The sequence below is a fragment of the Acidicapsa dinghuensis genome (assembly GCF_025685685.1).
In the GTDB taxonomy this organism is placed as follows: Bacteria; Acidobacteriota; Terriglobia; order Terriglobales; family Acidobacteriaceae; genus Acidicapsa; species Acidicapsa dinghuensis.
The window spans coordinates 449535-469162 of sequence record NZ_JAGSYH010000005.1 but is presented as its reverse complement, the minus strand read 5'-3'; the positions used below and the strand labels follow the sequence as shown (position 1 = coordinate 469162).

General features: G+C 56.2%; 19 protein-coding genes and 1 tRNA gene. 14 read left to right on the top strand and 6 right to left on the bottom strand.

Going from position 1 to position 19628, the window contains the following annotated elements; translation table 11 throughout:
* Positions 1-317: 317 nt before the first annotated feature.
* A complete protein-coding gene (locus OHL22_RS16755) occupies positions 318-2318 on the top strand; it encodes a hypothetical protein (protein ID WP_263339841.1) in 2001 nt (666 codons plus the stop codon).
* A gap of 59 nt (positions 2319-2377) precedes the next feature.
* Here OHL22_RS16755 and OHL22_RS16750 read toward each other — a convergent pair whose 3' ends face one another.
* Entirely contained in the window at positions 2378-3679 is a 1302-nt protein-coding gene (locus tag OHL22_RS16750) for an NRAMP family divalent metal transporter (RefSeq protein ID WP_263339838.1), read from the bottom strand.
* A 315-nt stretch (positions 3680-3994) separates the two neighbouring features.
* On the opposite strand from OHL22_RS16750, the gene ychF reads away from it, so the two are divergent.
* The 3 genes from ychF (at position 3995) to OHL22_RS16735 (ending at position 7073) form a co-directional block, all read left to right on the top strand.
* Positions 3995-5101 carry a redox-regulated ATPase YchF gene (ychF, locus tag OHL22_RS16745; RefSeq protein WP_263339835.1) on the top strand — a complete coding sequence of 369 codons (1107 nt, stop codon included), beginning with the start codon at positions 3995-3997 and terminating at the stop codon, positions 5099-5101.
* Positions 5102-5594: 493 nt separating this feature from the next.
* Entirely contained in the window at positions 5595-6539 is a 945-nt protein-coding gene (locus OHL22_RS16740) for a YXWGXW repeat-containing protein (RefSeq protein WP_263339832.1), read from the top strand.
* 159 nt (positions 6540-6698) lie between these two features.
* Positions 6699-7073 (top strand): hypothetical protein, encoded by a 375-nt coding sequence (locus OHL22_RS16735; RefSeq protein ID WP_263339829.1) that lies wholly within the window; start codon positions 6699-6701, stop codon positions 7071-7073.
* Between the two features lie 75 nt (positions 7074-7148).
* Here OHL22_RS16735 and recJ read toward each other — a convergent pair whose 3' ends face one another.
* Positions 7149-9059 (bottom strand): single-stranded-DNA-specific exonuclease RecJ, encoded by a 1911-nt coding sequence (gene recJ / locus OHL22_RS16730; protein ID WP_263339826.1) that lies wholly within the window; start codon positions 9057-9059, stop codon positions 7149-7151.
* Positions 9056-9544 carry a hypothetical protein gene (locus OHL22_RS16725; protein ID WP_263339823.1) on the bottom strand — a complete coding sequence of 163 codons (489 nt, stop codon included), beginning with the start codon at positions 9542-9544 and terminating at the stop codon, positions 9056-9058. The genes recJ and OHL22_RS16725 overlap by 4 nt, the downstream gene beginning before the upstream one ends.
* Positions 9545-9673: 129 nt before the next feature.
* Here OHL22_RS16725 and OHL22_RS16720 point away from each other — a divergent pair, with 129 nt between their 5' ends.
* The 3 genes from OHL22_RS16720 (at position 9674) to OHL22_RS16710 (ending at position 10655) form a co-directional block, all read left to right on the top strand.
* Positions 9674-10033 carry a (2Fe-2S) ferredoxin domain-containing protein gene (locus tag OHL22_RS16720; RefSeq protein WP_263339821.1) on the top strand — a complete coding sequence of 120 codons (360 nt, stop codon included), beginning with the start codon at positions 9674-9676 and terminating at the stop codon, positions 10031-10033.
* 71 nt (positions 10034-10104) lie between these two features.
* Positions 10105-10383 (top strand): DUF507 family protein, encoded by a 279-nt coding sequence (locus OHL22_RS16715; protein ID WP_263339818.1) that lies wholly within the window; start codon positions 10105-10107, stop codon positions 10381-10383.
* On the top strand, positions 10380-10655 hold the full coding sequence (locus OHL22_RS16710) for a DUF507 family protein (protein WP_263339815.1): 276 nt from the start codon (positions 10380-10382) through the stop codon (positions 10653-10655). The genes OHL22_RS16715 and OHL22_RS16710 overlap by 4 nt, the downstream gene beginning before the upstream one ends.
* Before the next feature lie 184 nt (positions 10656-10839).
* On the opposite strand, the gene OHL22_RS16705 is transcribed toward OHL22_RS16710, so the two are convergent.
* Together OHL22_RS16705 and OHL22_RS16700 are read right to left on the bottom strand one after the other, a co-directional pair.
* A complete protein-coding gene (locus OHL22_RS16705; protein WP_263339812.1) occupies positions 10840-11235 on the bottom strand; it encodes a DUF1398 family protein in 396 nt (131 codons plus the stop codon).
* Positions 11236-11244: 9 nt separating this feature from the next.
* On the bottom strand, positions 11245-11718 hold the full coding sequence (locus OHL22_RS16700) for a MarR family winged helix-turn-helix transcriptional regulator (protein ID WP_263339810.1): 474 nt from the start codon (positions 11716-11718) through the stop codon (positions 11245-11247).
* A gap of 167 nt (positions 11719-11885) precedes the next feature.
* Here OHL22_RS16700 and OHL22_RS16695 point away from each other — a divergent pair, with 167 nt between their 5' ends.
* The 4 genes from OHL22_RS16695 to OHL22_RS16680 all read left to right on the top strand — a co-directional run bounded on the left by OHL22_RS16695 (position 11886) and on the right by OHL22_RS16680 (position 14769).
* The gene (locus tag OHL22_RS16695; protein WP_263339807.1) at positions 11886-12536 is read left to right on the top strand and encodes a TetR/AcrR family transcriptional regulator; all 651 of its coding nucleotides are present in this window, start codon (positions 11886-11888) and stop codon (positions 12534-12536) included.
* Positions 12533-13762: a glycosyltransferase gene (locus OHL22_RS16690; RefSeq protein ID WP_263339805.1), complete on the top strand. Its 1230-nt coding sequence runs from the start codon at positions 12533-12535 to the stop codon at positions 13760-13762. The genes OHL22_RS16695 and OHL22_RS16690 overlap by 4 nt, the downstream gene beginning before the upstream one ends.
* Before the next feature lie 106 nt (positions 13763-13868).
* A tRNA-Glu gene (locus tag OHL22_RS16685) sits at positions 13869-13943 on the top strand.
* Between the two features lie 178 nt (positions 13944-14121).
* Positions 14122-14769 (top strand): tyrosine-type recombinase/integrase, encoded by a 648-nt coding sequence (locus OHL22_RS16680; protein WP_263339801.1) that lies wholly within the window; start codon positions 14122-14124, stop codon positions 14767-14769.
* A gap of 20 nt (positions 14770-14789) precedes the next feature.
* Here the strand turns inward: OHL22_RS16680 and OHL22_RS16675 are convergent, their stop codons facing one another.
* Complete coding sequence (locus tag OHL22_RS16675; RefSeq protein ID WP_263340525.1) at positions 14790-15560, bottom strand: GntR family transcriptional regulator; 771 nt, start codon at positions 15558-15560, stop codon at positions 14790-14792.
* 346 nt (positions 15561-15906) lie between these two features.
* Here OHL22_RS16675 and OHL22_RS16670 point away from each other — a divergent pair, with 346 nt between their 5' ends.
* The 3 genes from OHL22_RS16670 to OHL22_RS16660 are packed head-to-tail and all read left to right on the top strand — an operon-like array spanning position 15907 to position 19461.
* Positions 15907-16659, top strand: a complete 753-nt coding sequence (locus OHL22_RS16670; RefSeq protein ID WP_263339799.1) for a fumarylacetoacetate hydrolase family protein — start codon at positions 15907-15909, stop codon at positions 16657-16659.
* 21 nt (positions 16660-16680) lie between these two features.
* Entirely contained in the window at positions 16681-18129 is a 1449-nt protein-coding gene (locus OHL22_RS16665; RefSeq protein WP_263339797.1) for an APC family permease, read from the top strand.
* A 24-nt stretch (positions 18130-18153) separates the two neighbouring features.
* Positions 18154-19461 carry a metal-dependent hydrolase family protein gene (locus OHL22_RS16660; protein WP_263339795.1) on the top strand — a complete coding sequence of 436 codons (1308 nt, stop codon included), beginning with the start codon at positions 18154-18156 and terminating at the stop codon, positions 19459-19461.
* Positions 19462-19628: the final 167 nt, after the last annotated feature.

Genomic DNA, 19628 nt, shown 5'->3' with positions numbered 1-19628 from the left:
CCAACTGCGAATGCCACCATACAGACGACTGCCTCAATGAGCATTGCTGATATTAAAAACTTTCCTGATCATTTCATGTTCATCCCGTCCCCTCCCTTTTGGGTCGAACGGTCGGGCAAAATGATCTTCTTTTAACCTTCGGTGTTTCGTCAGATTTGTCTAGAGCAGAAGGACGGTTTCGCTATAGCTGGCGATTGCTGTCCGGCCTGCGGATGAAAATTTATCGATTGTGACCGGTATTCTTCGGACTTTGCGCAATGCGAAGTGCATGAACGCTGCGTGAGACGAAGCACAGCGGACTGCTTGTGAGGGCCCTAATGCAGCGAATTGAACGTCTTGTTATTGCGCTGGCGTTGTTGTTTGGCGCGGGAATGGTGGTTCCGTCGTTTGGTCAGGCTCCGCCGCAGCTGAATGTTCCATACCGTTGCGCGAATGGAATTACTTACACGATTCTTGCGTGTAAGCCGTACCGAGCTGACCAGTGGTGCCAGTGGAAAGAGGAACAGAACGGCAGGCTGGTAACGACGGTCAACAGCACGTGGAGTTCGATGACGGGCAGGATGCAGGGGTGTGTGATTGGCCCACCGGAGCCCAAATCGACAGCGGGCGAGCAGCAAACGTCTGATCTGAAGTTGAATACGCCATACAAGTGTGACGGTGGGCTGACGGTGACTGTCTTCGAGTGCGGGGGGCAGGGAAGTCAGGCGTACTGTCATGTGCGCGCGGAGATGAATGGCAAGTTTGTTTCGCAATTGCCGAAACCGCGCGCCGAGATTGCTCCGCACCTGAGCGCGTGCACGGCGGGCACGCCGTTCAGCCCGCCATATACGGCTGAGTTTCCGAGCGCGCATCACGTGATTGAAGCGATGCTTGCGGGCGATCCGCGCAAGAATATCACTCGCGCGCTGGGGGCCTATTACCAACTCAGCGAGATTCTTGTTGTGTTGGCTGGCGAACGAGCGAATGGCGGGCTGCTGCTGGACGAGAAGAGATTGATCGACGACTACAACAGGCTTGCGGGTGAACTGACCCAAGTGGCTCAACAGAAGTTTCCGGGGGAACACTTTGAGATAGGTGCGAATCCCTATCACTATGCACGGACGGATCCGAAATTTGGGTTTGAAGGGATTCATGTCTGGACGGTCTTTCTTTCGCCGGAAATCCAGTCGGCGTATGCGAAAAGTGTGGGCGGCAACGATGCACGGTACATGGCGGCGATAGAGCAGGAGCGACAGGCCGCGATGAAGCAGGTACAGGCGGATATGGCCGCGGCCGAAGCTGAGGCGCAGCAGAACTCGATGCCGCAGGACCCCGGCTCGGTAGCGATGCGGCGCTGCATGGAGTCGGGCCGCAGCGATGTGGAGTGCATGAAGGAAGCAATGGGGGTTGGATTATCCGATCTATCGGGCGTTACGATGCCGAATCTCGTGCCTGTTGGGCTGCGGCTGACAGGGCTCTACTCAGAGGGAAACTTTGGATTGCAGTTTGCGCAGGATAGCGTAATGGTTGCGTGCGGTGATTTAGTAGCACAGTCGCTGCCTTACACTGTGGAGCGGAGCGATTCACGCGTGGTGGTGCATGTTCCGGTTTCGCCGAGGCCGATCACACTTGCATGGCAAGCCGACGGGCGGCTTGTTGGGCCCGGAGCGGTGGATATCAGCGGGCGTGTTGTTGCTGGCGGAACTGTTGCGAGTACGTCCACGGGCTACGAAATGCAGACACAGACGGCAACGACGCAGAGAACTATCGATTCGGCCGAGGCTGGGAACTACAACCCCGATCAGGTTCACCAGAACGGAATGGAGACTACGGTCGATGAGCAGACGAGCACCACGACGATGAAGCCGACACACACAACTCACTACAGTGTGCCCACTGTTCCGAAGACGGAGCGTTGCAATGTGGGCTCTCTGGCAGCTACAGGGAAAAATGTGGCGATTTCGGCTGTGTTGACGCAGGCGCTGGGGACCAATGCGAGCAAATCTTCGAGTTTGGAGCCTGGGTTGCGGCTGAATGGAACATATGCTTCCGCGACCGGGATGAAGATTGAGTTTCGCGATGATTCGGCGACGGTTGGATGCGGCAAGGTTGCTAACTCCGAAGCATACTCGGTTACCGCAGAGCAGGGGCAAATGATGGTCAGATTTCAAAACAGCACTGGGCCTCTCGCGCTTGTGTTGCAGGCGGACGGGAGTCTTTTGGGATCTGGATCAGTGGGGATTGCCGGGCGGAAGGTTTATGAAGATGCTAATGGCCACGTTGCTTATACGCCGCAAAATGCGCAATGCTCGCTGGGAATGTTTACGCCGGTGAAATGAGGGAGTGTGGGTTTTGCTGATATGGAGATGAGATGTTTGTGTTTCATCGATCAGGCGGCTCACACGACGAGAAGTGCAACTGCGGCGGCGGTCATAAGGACAGCGCAAGCCCAGCCCAGCCATTTCATCAGGGGTGAATTTGTGCGAGTGCCCATCACCTTCTTATCGCTGGTCAACAAAACGACGATGACCACTAAGGGCGGGGCTAGAATTCCGTTGAGAATCGCCGACCAGAAAAGCATTTTGACAGCGTTCATGCCGACAAAATCAAAGACAAGGCCGATGCAGATTGACGCTGCGATGACTGCGTAAAATTTCTGAGCAAGTCTGGGCTTGAGATTGAGCGATGCCGATCTCCACTTTGCTCCTTCCGCTACAACATAGGCACACGATCCCGCTAAGACGGGGACAGCCAGCATGCCTGTGCCAATCATGCCAAGTGTGAAAAGCCAGTAGGCTCCACGGCCGGCCAGGGGACGCAAGGCCTCAGCGGCCTGCTTTGCGGTTTCAATGTTCTTTTCTCCGTGAGCATGGAGAGTCGCTGCCGTGGTGAGGATGAGGAAGTACATCACGAGGTTGGAAAGGAGCATGCCGGTGATGACGTCTCTTTTAGCGGCGCGAAGTTCGGAGTTCGTTGAGCCTTTCCGCTGCGCGACGGTTACCTTGCCGTGATCCCTGTCCTCTTCTACCTCCTGGGCCGCCTGCCAGAAAAAAAGATAAGGCGAGATGGTCGTTCCCATGATTGCGACAAGGACTGAAATATATTCTTTTGTCCATTCAAAATGAGGAAGAAGAGTGAAGTGCAGGATTGCCTTCCAATCCGGATGGCTCAAAAAAGCGGTGATGACATAGGCAAACAGCACGAGTGTCAACCACTTGAAGATGAGCGCCATGGTGCGATAGGAGGTCCAAAGTAGAAGAGCCACAATAACAGCGGCGAAGAACGGGGTCCAGATGTACGCAGGGATGTGAGTCATCATCTCCATGGCGTCGGCCATGCCTGCAAGATCGGCACCCACGTTGAAGATATTGGCGGGAATAACAAGCGCGCACGCAAGCCAGAGGCACCAGCGGGAATAACGAGTACGTATTACACTGGCGAGCCCGCAGCCGGTCACCATGCCTAGCCGCGCGCACATGAGCTGTACAGCGGCCATGAGCGGGAACGTCAGAAGCGCAGTCCAGAGGGTGGCGTAGCCAAATGACGCGCCGGCAACGGAGTAGGTCGATATTCCGGAGGGATCGTCATCGGCCGCTCCGGTTACGAGGCCGGGACCGAGCTCATCCAGGAAGCCCTGAATTCCACGCGGAGAACGAATCAAGGGTTTAGGTCGGGCAGGTGCTGTTTTGGCGTTGGCCACGGCTCATCGTACAGGAGGCAGGCTCACGGCGACTGCCCGGTCTGATGCACTCGGAAAGCATTAATTCAGCCATTCTGCCGGCTAAGAGCCAGACCCGAGGCTGAAGCTCATGCTACTTCGCAACGTATGATGGACTGGGTGAGAGGAATAGATTCCTGGGGCTAAGTGGCTGCGGAAACACGGCCGGCGCCACGGGCATTTGTGGTTCCCACATCTCCGCGAAGTACGCGGATAGATATGGGGCACCCTCGTATGTGGTGCCCACATCTGTGGTATCCGTACTCGATGCTTAATTTGTGAAGGTAAGGAATTGGAATGGGTTTTAACTGTGGAATTGTTGGGCTGCCGAATGTGGGCAAGTCTACTTTGTTTAATGCGTTGACGGAGACGGCTGCGGCTGAGGCGGCGAACTATCCTTTTTGCACGATTGAGCCGAATGTGGGGCGGGTGGCTGTGCCTGATCCGCGGCTGGATGTGCTGGCGAAGCTGGAGAACTCGGCGAAGATTATTCCGACGCAGCTTGAGTTTGTGGATATCGCCGGGCTTGTGCGTGGGGCGTCGCGCGGTGAGGGTCTTGGGAACAAATTTCTGGCGCATATTCGCGAGGTGGATGCGATTGCCCATGTGCTGCGGTGCTTTGAAGACGGGAATGTGACGCATGTGGAGGGATCTGTGGATCCGGTGCGCGATGCGGAGACTGTGGAGACGGAGCTGATGCTGGCCGATCTCGACAGCCTGGAGCGGCGGGTGCTGGCGGCGCAGAAGAAGGCTAAGGGCAACGATGCGGAGTCGAAGGCGCAGCTTGCAGTGATGGAGCCGGCACTCGAAGCGCTGCGCGAGGGCAAGCCGGCGCGTGTGATCGTGCATGATCTTTCGCATGACCAGCAGAAGACGCTGAAGGGGTTGGGGCTGATTACTTCGAAGCCGGTGCTGTATGTGTGCAATGTCGAAGAGGGCTCGGCGGGTACGGGCAATGCGTATTCGGCAAAGGTGGCGGAGTTTGCTGCGGCGCAGGGTGCGAAGTCGGTCGTGATTTCGGCGGCGATTGAGGCAGAGGTTTCGCAGCTTGGCGAGGCTGAGGAGAAGAAAGAATTTCTGGCTTCGCTGGGGCTTGAGGAGACGGGACTGGCGCGGGTGATTCGCGCGGGGTATGAGCTGTTGGGGTTGCTGACATTCTTTACGGTTGGTCCCAAGGAAGCGCATGCGTGGACGGTGGAGAAGGGCGCGAAGGCTCCTGAAGCTGCTGGTGTGATCCATTCGGATTTTGAGAAGGGATTTATTCGCGCGGAGACGATCTCATACGAGGACTATGTGGCTGCTGGCTCAGAGACGGCGGTGAAGGAAGCAGGGAAGATGCGTCTTGAGGGAAGCGACTACGTGGTACGGGATGGGGATATTTTCCATTTCCGGTTTAAGGCTTAAGAGCAGGGAGCACACTCTTAGGGACCAGGGAACAGCCTGCAGAGATCAGGGGTCAGAGGTCAGTTATTTGTGTGGGCCTGCGGCGGCAGAAGCGGGTTTTATTGTGCCTGCGAATCGTTTGCTGATTACTCAGATGGGTCGGATTTGTTGAGCAAACTGGCCACTAACTTACGCAATAGGGCATAAGGGAAGCATAAATTTTCGGAGCTTAACGTTGGCCAAATGGCACGTTTTGCGGATGGAAACTTCGCGGAATCTTTGCCTTATGGCGGCAATAACCGAAAATGTTTTTACAGTTGGAGACGTTTGGGCTATAAAGGCCGTGGCGTTTTGGATTTCTGGTGATTGGAAGGCAACTTCCTTTTACGGTAAGGGTTTTAGAAGCCAAACGGAGCTGATTCGGTTGCGGCTTCGCTCAAAATGATATTCAAACCGGCGTCAGCGATGGGTACGTCCCAGGAGCAAGACAGCCGTTAGAAACAGGAGGTTCTCGATGAAAGTATTTCGCTCTTTGCGGCTTGCTTTGCTGGCCCTCGCACTTTGCGCTATCCCGGCTTCTTCGTTTGCTGGCGTATTTATCAGCGTAAATATTGCGCCGCCGGTGATGCCGGTATATGTGCAGCCACCGTGCCCGGAAGAGGGCTATATGTGGACGCCGGGTTACTGGGCGTATGGGCCGGATGGTTATTACTGGGTGCCTGGCGCCTGGGTGGCTGCTCCGCAGCCTGGCTATCTCTGGACCCCGCCTTACTGGGGCTGGGAGAATGGCGTGTATCTCTTCCATGCCGGCTATTGGGGAGCCCACGTTGGCTACTACGGCGGCGTGAATTACGGCTTCGGATACATGGGATGGGGCTTTGCCGGCGGCGAATGGCGCGGCGGGCACTTCTTCTATAACACCGCGATTGTGCATGTGGGCGGCGGCTTCCACAATACCTATGTGAATGAGACGATCGTGCACAACACGACGATCATCAACAACAATCACGTTTCGTACAACGGCGGCCCGAACGGCGTTCGTTATCAGCCCAGGCCCGAAGAGCGCGCGGCGATGAGCGAGCATCACCTTGCTCCAACCGCAATGCAGCAGCAGCACTTCAACGCAGCAGCGCACAATCCGCAGCAGCGCTTCTCTGCTAACCAGGGACACCCGCAAACAGTAGCGGCAGCGCGGCCGCTGAACGGCGGGGCACGTCCGGAGACGATGAACAGGCCTGCAAATCAGCCGCAGAATCGTCCCCAGGCGCAATCGCAATACCACCCTCAGGCTCAGCCACAGAATCGTCCGCAAACCCAGGCTCGGCCGGAACAACAGTATCGTCCACAGACACAGGCACGGCCTCAGACCGAGGCTCGACCTGAAGCGCGCCCGCAGTCGCAGCCACGGCCTCAGTCGCATCCAGCGCCAAGGTCCGAGGAGCATCCGCGCGGACGCTAGACGTGGCTCAATTGTCCTGATCGTCTTCAATCGGCCCGCAGCCAACCCTGCGGGCTGATTTTTTCATCTTCTGGTTGCAGGTTGAATACAGAATTTGCTTCAGATTGAAAACGATCTGCCAGGAGATAAACGTGCTTTTCAATGAGCAAGGAGGAATAAATGAAGATGTGTAATGCTAGTTGGATGCGTGTTTTTGCTGCCGGTTCGACGCTGGCGACGGCCAGTATGTTGACGGGTGCTTTTGCGATGCCTGCGCATGCGATGGGTGCCGCTGGAGCTCCGGCTTACGGCTATGCGATGCAGGGGCCTGGATGGGATGCTCCTCCGCCGGAGTTGGATGAGGTGACACGGCGAGGCTTTCACGATGGCATAGAGGGCGCGCGGAAGGATTATGAGAATCATCGGCGGCCTGATGTGAATAACCGCGATGAGTTCCGTCATCCGCCTGTTCGTGAGCGCGATCGCGAGGCTTATCGGCATGGTTTTGAGCGCGGATATCGTGTAGGCGTACAGCACTTCTACAACGGCCGCTAGCATAGCTGGCAGCAGCGAACATAAACCCCGATGCCTCGACGAGGTGTTGGGGTTTTGTTTTGAGCTGGGATGACTTCAGTAAGGCAATGTATCCGCTGGCTGTAGGTCCGCGATTTCAATTTGCAGACCACCGTATTGCGGATGTTGATTTTCGCGGATGCGATAGGCGAGGTTGATGCGAGTGCCGGTGTCGAGGGCGAGGTCGCGGCCGCGCTGGGCGAGATTCCAGCCGATGACGGAGATGGGAGAAGTTGTCAGCGCTGAGGATTGGGTCTTGTCTTGCGTGGGCAGGAGTTCGAGGCGGATGTGTTTTTCCTTGAGAAAACGCAGAGGGGCGTGTAGTTGCAGATTGCGTGCGAGGAAGACTGGCTCGGGATTGCCGTGACCGAGTGGCTCAAGTTTGCGCAGCCATGCGCCGAGCGCCGGTGTGACGCGTTCGATGGGCAGCTCGGCGTGTAGCTTGAGGATATGTTGCACGGGCTGGCCTGCGAGTTTATGCGCGGCGAATTGATACAAGCGCTGCTGCAATTCGGGAATGCGTTCGGCAGGGAGGGCGAAGCCGACAGCGAAGGCGTGGCCACCGAAACGGGTGAAGAGCTCGGCGCAGCTTTCGAGGGAGTCGAGAAGAGGGAAGCCATCGATGGAGCGGCCTGAGCCGTAGGCGACGCCGTCTTCGATACTGACGACGATGGCTGGCTTGGCGGTGCGCTCGACGACACGTGAGGCCAGGATGCCGATGATGCCGCGATGCCAGCCTTGGCCGGCGAGGACGAGCATGCGACGGGTGGCGCAGTCTTCGTCGGTGGCGAGGCGATGCTCGATGTCGCGGAGGATGCGGGCTTCTTCTTCGCGGCGCTCAGTATTGAGGCGCTCGAGCTTCAGGGCTAGTTCGTGGGCTCGTGTGTGATCGCGGGTGGTGAAGAGCTCGACGACTTCCGCTGCGATGTCCATGCGGCCTGCGGCGTTGATGCGCGGGCCGAGACGGAAACCGAGATCGAAGCTGGTGAGCGGCTTGGTTGCCGGATCGAGGCCAGCGGCGGCGAAGAGTGCGCGTAGGCCGGTGCTGCTAGGGCGGTGAAGCTCCTGAATTCCGATAAATGCTAGGACGCGGTTTTCGCCTTTGAGCGGGACGGCGTCGGCGACGGTGGCGATGGCGACCATCTTGAGAAATGAGGGAATGATCTTGTCGTGTATGCGCGTGGAGCCGGTGCTGGCGCTGTCGCGAGCACCTTTGCGTTCAAGGACGGCCTGGGCGACTTTGAAGGCGATGGCGGCGCCGCAGAGGGATTTTTCGGGATAGGTGCAGCCGGACTGATTCGGGTTAAGGATGGCGAGGCAATCGGGGATGGATTCACCGGCTTCGGGAAGATGATGGTCGGTGATTATGAGGTCGAGGCCGAGGCGGCGTGCGGTTGCAGCTTCGGCGAAAGCGCGCATGCCGGTGTCTACGGTGATGACGAGATGAACGCCGTTTTGCGCGGCTTCTTCGAGGACGGCGGATTGCATGCCGTAGCCTTCGCGGAGGCGGTGTGGGACATGGAAGCGCACGGCTGCTCCGGACGAGCCGGAGGTTGCTCCCGATGGGCCGCCGGCCATTTCTATGGCGGTCTTGAGCAGGACGACGGCGGTGGTGCCGTCGACATCGTAGTCGCCGTAGAGGAGGATGGTTTCGCGGTTAGCGATTGCGCTCTCGATGCGGGCTACTGCTTCTGCCATGCCGCGCATGAGAAAGGGATCGTGAAGCTGATGGATGTTCGGATTGAGGTAGGCTTCTGCGGCATCGAGGGAGTCAATGCCACGAGCAAGAAGAAGCTGCGCGATGACTTGTGGTATGCGCAGCGTGGATGCGAGATCCGCGGCTCGCAGATCGGCTGGAGCCAAAACCCAGCGCTGTGGAGGGGGCGTGAAGAGCGGTTCAGGAGAAGATGCCGGCGCGGATGGGGAACCGTCGACAGCATCGGATGCAAGACCTGCGGGAGCGTTCACTGGTCTTCGTTGTCGCTTTCTGTGTCGTCGATGACAATGTCGCCAAGGCTCTCGATGCCTTCGAGCAACTCCTGATAGTGCTCGTACCAATCGGTGGTGGTTTCGTGCAGGATGGCGACGCCTTGATGCAAGAAGCCAAGTTGGATGTAACCGACCTTGCCTGCGTATTTACGCAGCCATTCTGCTTCGGCTAGTTCAGAGGTTTCTTCGTCAGGGAAATTAAGATCGCCCGCTTCGTCGATGAGTTCTTCGATCTCTTCGCGCTCAAGTTTGACATCGCTGATGGTGATGAACGGAGCGCCTGCGTGCTTGGCCATCTCGACGAAGTCTTTCCAAGAATCAGGATTTTCTTCGTCGTGGTCATCGGCTTCCCAGAGGATTGCCGGGATGTCTTCGGTGACGAAACCGGGGAGACGGCGCATGCCGTGTCCCTCGATGAATGCCACCATGTCGTCTTTTACTGCTACCAGATCATCGGTTCTCATAGTTCGCTGATTATTGTCGCAGATGCGGGCGGGTTGCAAAGGTCATACCACGGAAAAAGCGGTGATACCAGTCTGTGGAAACCGCTTATGTTGTTGCCGATAGGATTGAGTTTCGGAGGACTTTCGATTTTGGCTCTTCTTGAACGGCACGTCTTTGTGTGTCATAACACACGTCCGGAGGGCGCACCGCGGCCTTCGTGCACGGCGGATGGCAAGAGTGAGTTGTTTACCCAGCTGCAGCAGTTTGCGAAGGCAGCAAACCTGGGCGGTAAGGTGCGGATCAACAAGGCCGGATGCCTGGACCAGTGCGAGCATGGACCAACGGTAGTGGTGTATCCAGAGGCTGTCTGGTATGGGGCTGTGAAGCCGGAAGATGCGGAAGAGATTGTGTCGGAGCATCTGGTGGGCGGACGGCCAGTAGAGCGGCTGCGGCTGGCGGAGACGTGCGTCAACACTAAGGAGTGTCCGCACCGACAGCCGGCCAGCTGATAGCAGGTATTTGCAGCAGCAAAGAGCGGGGCTGCAGGCTCTGCTGCGTATGTTATCTTTGGATTTAATCCATGATCTTTTCCCGCGAATATATCGGATATCTGGCGCAACGGACGGTGAAACACCTGGTCCAGGCGAAGATGATCCAGACTGAACATCAGGCACTGGTTGAGGAACGTGTCACCCAAGCGATGATCGAAGAGATGTCGCTTGAGGACCGCATCAACGAAGAGGTACGCGTGATTCTTGAGGCGTATCAGCAGGAGATGCTGAAGTCGGGCGCGCAGTATGCCGAGATGTTCAAGAAGGTAAAGGGCGAACTGGCGCGCAAGTACAAGGCGGTGCTATGAGAATCTCACGCGACAAGCTGAACAAGCTGGCCCATACGGTAGCGGATGCACTGGCGGAGATTGACCAGGTGGACTTTATGGAGGATCGCAACACGATTCGCCAGGAGGCCCGCAAGGCGCTGGAAATGCTGCTGAATGAGGAGACGAAGATCGACCAGGCGGCTCGCCTGAAGATCAGCTCACAGCGGAAGATCATCCAGGAAGGCACGCAGGAATGGGACATCCTGTACCGCAAATACTACAACGACGAAGTGCGACGGCTGGGGATTTAAAGCATCTTAGGTCAGAGGCGATGACGCGGATTTGTGTTGCGCCTCATTGCCGCTCCAGAATGCGCTTCATCGTTTATAGTTCCTCTTCGACAAACGGCAAGCCCTGGCGAAAGACATTCTCCTGCATCTGTGCGGGTTTGACCAGCGTGATCATATAGACCGAATCCATCGCTCCGCAGACTGCTTATGCTCTGGGCTTTGGAAATTCCTCGATATACTGCTCGCCTTTCCGACCGAAATAGACCACCCGCTTGCCCGTCAGAAATGCCCAGTAGCCGACGACGCCCGCTGCGGTGGATAACTTAACGAATTCGGGATACCGCACTGTGTCTGCCTGCGCACCGCGGATGGCGGCTACGAGATCGGCACTGTTGAATTCCTCCGATATGGGGTCGAGGTCGAGAATCATCGGCACTGCGTGGGTGGTTCCGTCTGACATGTAGTGGGTTTTCTGTTTTGTTGCGAAGTCAACGAGATAAGATTCCACGCCTACTTCGAGCAGTCCTTTGACGACCTGCGGGAAGGTCATTTCGCCTTGCTGCGTTGCGATTGCCAGTTCATGAATAACCTGCTTGTTCATTTCTTCTCCTTATTCGGTTGGCATGGTCTGCAGACCATGGGCTTGCACGAGTTTTTTCATTGAGGCCAGCAGTGCGTCGCGTTCTCTGGCGGAGAGCGGACTGAAAAACTCTTCGTCGTTCTGGTCTGCGAGTGCTGCGAGTTGCGGTACCAGCCGCCGCCCTTTTGGCGTAAGTGCTATGGATTGAAATCGGCGGTCGTCAGTGCGCCCGGTGCGCGTGATGAGCCCTTTGCCGACCAGCCTGTCGACGAGCTTTGAGACTCCGCCGCGCGTCATGCTGATGCGTTCTGCAAGCATCCCAGGCGAGGTTTCTTCTTCGTCGAGCATCTCTCGCATCACCAGCCACTCCGCCACGGTTACGCCGCTTGCCTGGAGCTTGCGAGCGAACGCATGGGAGACGTGATTGGAGACAAAGCGCAGCCAGAATCCGACGTGTTTTTTCAGGTCGCTTACGGGGAGGGAAGATGCTTTTGCGTCTCTCATAGAACTTAATTTACATAGAAACAGTTTCCATATCAACTAAATTTTTCATTTCATTTCGATAGCTGACGCAATAGTTAACTCGCAGCCATCTTTCCTGAGGGTTGGAGGCTTGAAAGATAAGGTTGTACGATGGATAATATTGAACGTTGTTCAATATTTGATTTTTCATGCCTGCACCGAAGACACCAAGCCGACGCGATCGCAAGCGATTGCAAACACTGGAGCGTCTGGCCCGCACCGCGGCTGCTTTGTTTGAGAAGCACGGTTACGAGGCGGTCACGATGGAGCAGATCGCTGCCGAGGCAGACGTGGCCAAGGGTACGCTGTATAACCATTTTCCGGTAAAGGAAGCGGTGCTGGCGCATTGGATACACCTAGAATTGGCCGCGAATCTGGAGATGCTGCACGATCAGTTGCAGACGAGGCCAGGCTTTGCCGAAGGGGCAATGCATGTGCTCAATCATTCGGCCAAGTGGTGCGAACAACACCCGCATTATCTTGCGCCGTACCTGCGCTTCCGCTTTCTGGGCATCGGCGCAAACCCCTCGCCGTCGCATGACAGCGAGCAGTTGAGCGATATTGCCGATACATTTGCATGGCTGATACGGCGCGGGCAGCGGTCGGGAGAGATTCGCGATGACCTCGATCTGGCGCGGCTAGCTATCTCGTTTCACCATCTTTATCTTGGCGCGATGCTGCGTTGGCTTGTCAATCCGCGTTTGAGGTTGCGCAAAGAGTTTGCGGCGATCGTTGAATTGTTTCTGCGTGGTGCGGCAACTGCCAAAACATCCTCCAACAGCAGGAAGAAGGGCTCATGAAGTTTGTCGTTGCAACCTATGGCACGGAGGGTGATGCGCGTCCCTTTGCGGCGCTGTGCCGAGGCCTGATGGATGCTGGGCACGAAGCGCGGCTGCTTGCCGATGGCTCCACGCTAGGCAGTGCGCGGGCGCTTGGGGTGCCGACGGAGGTGCTGGCAGGTGATATTCGCGGTGCGTTCGGCTCCGATCAGGCCATCACCGGCGTGGTCGCTAAGGGTGGTGGTTTCAAAGACACCACGCGAGCGCTGGCGAAGATGGCAAACGACAATGCCGCATTCTGGTTGCGCACAATCATCGAGGCGGGAGAGGGTTGTGACGCGGTCATTGCAGCTGGATTGGCGGCGTTTGTTGCCTTTTCCGCAGCCGAGTACCTGGACGTTCGGTGCATTGGCTCCGGCATGATTCCGATTACGCCGACGGCTTTGTTTCCTTCGCCATTTTTGCCACCTCGGTGGGTACCTCGTTCGCTCAATCGCGCGAGTCATCGTTTTGTGAATGCGATGCTGTGGAAGGCGTTTCGCGACAAGACGAATGCGGCGCGCGCCATGTTTCAACTGCCGCCACGCAAGGCGGTGTGGACGGGGCATCCGATGGTGTATGGCGTCTCGCCCAATTTATTGAGGGAGCCTGCGGACTGGCCTGCCAATGTTCACCTGAGTGGGCAGTGGCTGATGCGGGACTCTACATGGATGCCGCCGCGTGCCTTAGCGGACTTTCTTGCTGCGGGTGAGGCTCCTATCTACATCGGTTTTGGCAGCATGAGCGGTTTCGACAATGCGCGGCTACTGGATGTACTGGTGGAAGCAATGGCTGGGAGGCGCGCGCTATTTTATCCCGGCTGGAGCGGTGTGGATGCGAAGGCGCTTCCGGCCAATTTCTTTGTTATTGGCGACACGCCTCATGATTGGCTGTTTCCGCGCATGACTGCTGTTATCCATCATGGCGGCTCTGGAACTTCACATTCTGCTGCTCGTGCGGGGGTTCCCAGCATCGTGGTTCCGTTTGCAGGGGACCAGTTCTTCTGGGCGGAGCACCTGCGGCTGGCGGGCATAGCACCTGTTGCTGTGGATGGCCGACGGCCCAGCGTTAAGGCATTTGCAGGAGCGCTGGACTTCGTCGCTAGTGAGGAGGTTCGGAACCGTGCACGGGTGCTGGGTGAGACGATGCGTGCGGAGAGCGGTGTTGCAGATGCAGTAGCGGTGCTTGAACGTATCGTGGCGGGTTGACGCAGAGATGATTAGCCCAACCGGATTTTGGCAGGGTGCTGATTCTTTGGTAGATTAGATAGGTAGCCGTGATGCGCAGATGCGCTCGGGCTGTCCCCATACAAGTGGCGCTATCGTCTAGGGGTTAGGACGTGAGATTCTCAATCTTAAAACACGGGTTCGATTCCCGTTAGCGCTACCAGAACTCTTCCAGGCCCGTCCAAGGGCATCCAGTACCAAAGAAAGCAGCTCTATAAATTCAATCACTTAGGTGGAAATCCGTCCTGAGGCATCCTGGCGTGTCCTGCCAAATCCAATAGAAATTGGTGTGTGAATGGTATATATCCCCCTAGCCGTATACCACGGCAAACGGGACACAGATGGCACTCACACAAGTAGAGATAAACAAGGCTAAGCCAGGAGAGAAGAGCTACTCCCTGACCGATGGCAACGGGCTGATGCTTGTCATCTCACCATCCGGTTCGAAGCTCTGGCGGTTCAAGTACAGGATCAATGGGATTCAAAGGATGATGGCCTTTGGCGCATTCCCGGTTATCACGCTTGCTGAGGCCAGGGTTCTTCATCTCGATGCGAAGAAGAAAGTAGCTCAAGGCGTTGACCCGATGGGTAAGGAACAGCAAGAGCGGCGCACAACCCTTAGCACCGCTGATGTAGCTAGTCAGTGGTACGAGCACTGGAAGGTGGGAAAAGATCCGATTCACGCCGGTCATGTACGCACCCGGCTGGATGTCGACATTTTGCCCGTCATCGGACATCTTCACGTTGATGCGGTCAAGCCCATGCACATTGTCCAAATCGTAAAGAATGTGGAAAGTCGGGGAGCACTCGACTTGGCGCGGCGAGCATTTCAGAACTGCTCCCAAATTTTTCGGTACGGGATTGCAAACGCTTTGACAGAAAACAACCCGGCTGCACTAATCAAGCCAGCCGACTTGCTCAAACCGGTTAAGGCAGTCAACATGCCTCGGGTATCAGAGAGAGAGTTGCCCATCTGCTGGTTGGCATAGATGACTACAACGGCGAAGTCCTAACACGCTTCGGTGGAAACGTGCAGTCGCGCGCGATGGTGTGAAGCTTGAATGGAAGGGCGCAGGTTTCTACCGTGAACTGCGTTTAGCGAGTCGCTATCTTGCGTATCATCCAAAAGCTTCCTGCCATCTACAGTCGCATTCAGCAGGATGTGCGTCGTAGCTTCCAGATGTGCCGCCAACAGCCGCGTCGCGTTTTCCGCATCTCGTGCGAGGGTCGCAGTCACGATCGCCTGGTGTTCCTCGTCTACATTGCGCCCCTTCGCAGCGAAGGGCACCGAAAGCCGCCGATAGCGTTCGCTCTGGGCATATAGAAGAGCATGCAGGTGCAGCAGCCAGGGACTTTCGCAGCCATCTACGAGCGCGAGATGAAAGGCAGAGTGCGCTTCAGCCCAGTCTTCATTGGAGCGCGCTGGATCGTTTGTATCGCGCTCGGGGGTGCGCGACAGCCTGTGTGCTGCTGCGACTAAGCGAGCTTCCCAATCCACATCGCCAAAGGCAATCGCCCGCCTAAGGCAGAGGGTTTCAATTTCGACACGCACCATCGTCAGGTCCGTCAGATCAGCTGCCGAAATAGGAGCTGCGCGAAAGCCACGCTGCGGTTCGGCTATCACAAGTCCTTCGGACGTCAAGCGGGACAATGCCTCGCGAACAGCGCCTAAACTGACCGAGAACCGGGTGCAGAGATCCTGGATTTTGAGCCGATTGCCAGGGAGAATCCGACAGGCGAGCAGGTCGGCTCGCAAGCTCTCATAGGCTCCCTGCGTCATGTTTCCAGACGGCTCTTTATTCATCCCCTCATGCCACCCTTGACCGTGTATATCCAGACAAACGTACCATAGAAAACTATTTCGCAAGAGAAAATATATTATTCGTTGACAAATATACATCACTGCGTGATCTTGAATGGAACAAGTCCCGCGAGAAAGGCTGCTGGATTTCGATGATCACAAAAGCTCGTGAAAGGCAGTCTTCGTGCGATTTGCGGCATTTCGGAACGGCGGACAAGAGGGAGTGGCTCTCGCCAATTCAGAGGGAGCATTCCATGGCATGTTGAGTGCAGAGGCGGACTATCCCGGTTCGCTTCGCACTCTCATTCAGAATGGCTCTGGCGCTTTGGAAGCGGCACAGGTTGTACTGGAAAACGGCCCATTGATCGATCTGGAGAAGGTCGAGCTTTTGCCGCCTCTTCCGAATCTAGGAAAGATCATCTGTGTGGGATTGAACTACATCGATCATTCGCTCGAAAGCGGATTCACAGTGCCGGATTACCCGACCATATTTACTCGCTTCGCTTCAAGCCTGATTGGGTCCGGGGCCAGCATCACCCGCCCGGCCGTCTCTACCCAACTCGACTACGAAGGTGAAATGGTCGCAATCATTGGTACAGCGGGCAGGCATATCGCCGAGAGCCGAGCACTTGACCATGTCGCCGGCTACTCAATCTTCAACGATGTATCAGTACGCGATTATCAAAAGAAATCACCTCAATGGACTATAGGCAAAAACTTCGATGGCACCGGAGCCTTTGGTCCTTACTTCATTACCGCGGATGAGATTCCATCAGGTGGAAAAGGACTACGTATTCAAACCCGTCTCAATGGCGCGATTGTTCAGGATGCTTCGACGAATGACATGGTATTTAGCGTGGCACAACTGATTTCTATCCTGAGCGAGGTGATCACACTTTCGCCAGGCGATATCATCGTGAGCGGTACGCCCGCCGGCGTTGGCATGGCGCGGAAGCCACCGTTGTTCATGAAGCATGGTGACGTTTGTGAAGTTGAAATCGAAGGCCTGGGGATACTCCGCAATACTGTCGCGGACGAATTGAGCGTCGTGCCGTGTCTCGAATCGGGCGCTGCGTAAACGCCAATCGCGGGGAACACTATGTTGGCGAGGGAAGCGGAAATCAACGCGAAGGTGGGCGAAGAGATGCGGCTCCGGCAAAATACGCTCTCTCCGAGCCACATCGTGGTGTCCACTCTCGCCACCATCGCGCCGGCGATGAGTTTCTTTTTTGGCTTTGCCGTGATTGTGCGGGGAGCAGGGCTTGCGGCTCCGCTTACGATTGTCACCGCCATGGTTGTGATCTTGTTTCTGACTAACACGATTGCGGAATTTTCTCGCTTCACCCCATCTACTGGATCCTTCGTAACCTTCACCGGCAAGGCGTTCGGACCTTCGGTCGGCGCTGGGGTTTCCGTCTTTCTTATCTTCGGCTATATCGTCTCTGCTTCTACCGTCGTCTCAGTCGCCGGTGTCTGGATTGCGGAAACAATCAAAATGTTCCTTGGTTTCTCGATTCACTGGAGCTTCGTTACAGTACTGATTTCTTTCGCAACCGGTTGGCTGGTTATGAGGGGCGTTGCACTCTCGACATTCTGGTCAGGAGTATTCTTCTATTTCGAAGCCGGTCTGCTGGTTATCGGGAGCATTCTCATGATGCTTGCCCATCCGAGATTTCTCACGGTTGCGCCCTTCCAGTACTCCAACCTGGTAGGCGGGCTCGCAGGTTTGGGAACAGGATTTCCGCTGGCCGTGTATCTCTTCATTGGATGGGAAAATTCCGCTTCGCTTGCAGAAGAGACTGAGAATCCACGCCGCAATATTCCCCGTGCTCTACTCACTGGGACGCTTGCTATCGGCATCTTCTATATCTTCCTAGCCTATGCAACCGCCGCCGGTTTCAAAATGGACGCGCATGCACTGGGAGGCTCACAACTGCCATTTATTGACGGTCTCAAGGCTGCGGCGCCCAGACTGCTCGTGCTTGCGTATATTGCAGGCGTCACCAGCATTCTTGGCTCGCTGATTGGTCTGGTTAATTCCCAGGCGCGCATTCTATTCAACTCGGGCCGTGAAGGCCTGCTCCCTGAATTTCTTGGGAAAATTCACCCCCAACATCAAACGCCGCATAGTGCGATGTGGGTGTTCCTTCTGATCGCAGTTTCACTTGTGCTCGGCTTTGGCTTGCTCGGCGGCGTTGCGCCCATGGAATATTTCGGATTCGCTGGTACGCTTGGTGGCATCCCGATCATTCTTACCTATATGCTTACGAATCTCGCCTTGCCGATCTATGTCTTCCGCCATCGGCGCAGTGAACTCAATATCTTTCGTCATATTCTGCTGCCGGTGGTGGGAGCGTCGATCATGATTTTGCCACTCTGGGGATTAATCCAGCCAGGGCAACCGTGGCCTTTCAATGTATTCCCATGGATTGCTCTGATGATCCTTGTACTGTCCGCAATCTACGGCATGGTGATTTCTCGAATCTCGCCGGGTCTCGCGGCTCGAATCGGCGCCTATGTCGCCGATCAGTCGTACTTGAGTGAATAGGTTTCAGCTTGCAAGGAGATAGACATGACAAAGCCAGTTCTATTCCGCGGCGCCAGCGTTTGGGATGGCAGTGGCTCTACTGCGTTTCCCGCTGACGTGCTTGTCGAGGGATCTCGAATTAAAACGATTGCCTCAGCACCTCATCAACTTCCTACAAGCGGGGCACACGTGATCGAGGCTCTTGGCAGGACTCTGATGCCGGGGCTGGTAGAAGGACACGCCCACATTTCTTTCGGTGGAGCGGTCAATGATTCCGACCTGGGCAATATCCCTCCCGAAGAACACATGCTTCTCACAGCGCGCAACGCCAAGACGCTGCTCGATCATGGTTTTACCAGCGCTTATAGCGCAGCTACGTCCAAGTTGCGTTTGGACGTGGTCATTCGGAATGCCGTTAACGCGGGTCAGTTTCCTGGGCCGCGCATTCGAGCCGCGAGCCCTGAGATCACTGTGACCGGCGGGTTGGGCGACGAGCGCAAAGCACATATGTACTACGAGAGCTTCGGCTTGATCGCCGACGGCGTCGAAGAAATCAAGAAGGCTGTGCGCCTGTGTTGCCGGGAAGGCGTAGACAACATCAAAGTCAACATCTCAGGCGACGATCTCAGCCCGGCTGCACATGGCGGACTTACGGTGATGCGGGAAGAAGAGGTGCAAATGGCCGTCAATGTCGCGCGTGATTTTGGCAAGAAGGTCAACTGTCACGCGCGCGCGGCCGAATCTGTCAAGCGAGCGGTTCGCTGTGGAGTCGACGTAATCTATCACTGCGAGTCTGCCGACGAAGAGGCGATCGACATGCTGGAGTCTGTGAAGGATCGCATCTTTGTCGGGCCGGCTATTGGAATCATCTACAGCACCCTGTATGAAGGGGAGCAGTTTGGTTTCCATCGCGATTCTGAATGCGGCCGGCAGATGCAGCGCGTAATCGATTCCACAGCCGCGGTCTACACCGAGCTGCGCAAGCGAGGGGTGCGTATCCTCATCGGAGGCGACTATGGATTTGCCCAGTCACCGCAAGGTGACAATGCCCGCGACCTCAAGCACTTTGTCGACCTGCTCGGCTTCTCACCGAGCGAAGCTCTTCAATGCGGCACACGGATTGGTGGCCAGGTGATGGGGATGGGCAACGAACTCGGCCAAGTGAAGGAAGGCTACATTGCGGATCTCCTTTTGGTAGACGGCGATCCACTCGCAGATCTTGATCTGGTCGTCCGCGAGAAGAATCTGCACGTTGTCATGAAAGAGGGATCCCTCTACAAGGATGTCTCGGCGACTGCGGCTATTGAGCATGTGTTCAATCTCGAATTAAGACCACTTGTAAATGCTGGATGAGTGATTCATAGCTAGAACAATCGCTTTACTAAAGAAGCTAGGCGGCGCAACCATCACCGCGCTCTAAAGCCTAACGACTCAGCAGTTTTTCTGAATGAACGAGGCTGCTTTGCGGCACGAAACGGGAAGCGGCAACTTTGTTGACAATCATTACAAAGTCGTGATGT

Bases quoted from the DNA above. Each gene is read 5' to 3' on its own strand.
- OHL22_RS16710 (WP_263339815.1), top strand. From the start codon at position 10,380: ATGAGAATCTCACGCGACAAGCTGAACAAGCTGGCCCATACGGTAGCG.
- OHL22_RS16690 (WP_263339805.1), top strand. From the start codon at position 12,533: ATGAAGTTTGTCGTTGCAACCTATGGCACGGAGGGTGATGCGCGTCCC.
- OHL22_RS16725 (WP_263339823.1), bottom strand. From the start codon at position 9,544: ATGAGAACCGATGATCTGGTAGCAGTAAAAGACGACATGGTGGCATTC.
- OHL22_RS16675 (WP_263340525.1), bottom strand. From the start codon at position 15,560: ATGACGCAGGGAGCCTATGAGAGCTTGCGAGCCGACCTGCTCGCCTGT.
- OHL22_RS16680 (WP_263339801.1), top strand. From the start codon at position 14,122: ATGGCACTCACACAAGTAGAGATAAACAAGGCTAAGCCAGGAGAGAAG.
- OHL22_RS16695 (WP_263339807.1), top strand. From the start codon at position 11,886: ATGCCTGCACCGAAGACACCAAGCCGACGCGATCGCAAGCGATTGCAA.
- OHL22_RS16705 (WP_263339812.1), bottom strand. From the start codon at position 11,235: ATGAACAAGCAGGTTATTCATGAACTGGCAATCGCAACGCAGCAAGGC.
- ychF (WP_263339835.1), top strand. From the start codon at position 3,995: ATGGGTTTTAACTGTGGAATTGTTGGGCTGCCGAATGTGGGCAAGTCT.
- OHL22_RS16700 (WP_263339810.1), bottom strand. From the start codon at position 11,718: ATGAGAGACGCAAAAGCATCTTCCCTCCCCGTAAGCGACCTGAAAAAA.
- OHL22_RS16735 (WP_263339829.1), top strand. From the start codon at position 6,699: ATGAAGATGTGTAATGCTAGTTGGATGCGTGTTTTTGCTGCCGGTTCG.
- OHL22_RS16660 (WP_263339795.1), top strand. From the start codon at position 18,154: ATGACAAAGCCAGTTCTATTCCGCGGCGCCAGCGTTTGGGATGGCAGT.
- OHL22_RS16715 (WP_263339818.1), top strand. From the start codon at position 10,105: ATGATCTTTTCCCGCGAATATATCGGATATCTGGCGCAACGGACGGTG.
- OHL22_RS16755 (WP_263339841.1), top strand. From the start codon at position 318: ATGCAGCGAATTGAACGTCTTGTTATTGCGCTGGCGTTGTTGTTTGGC.
- OHL22_RS16665 (WP_263339797.1), top strand. From the start codon at position 16,681: ATGTTGGCGAGGGAAGCGGAAATCAACGCGAAGGTGGGCGAAGAGATG.
- OHL22_RS16740 (WP_263339832.1), top strand. From the start codon at position 5,595: ATGAAAGTATTTCGCTCTTTGCGGCTTGCTTTGCTGGCCCTCGCACTT.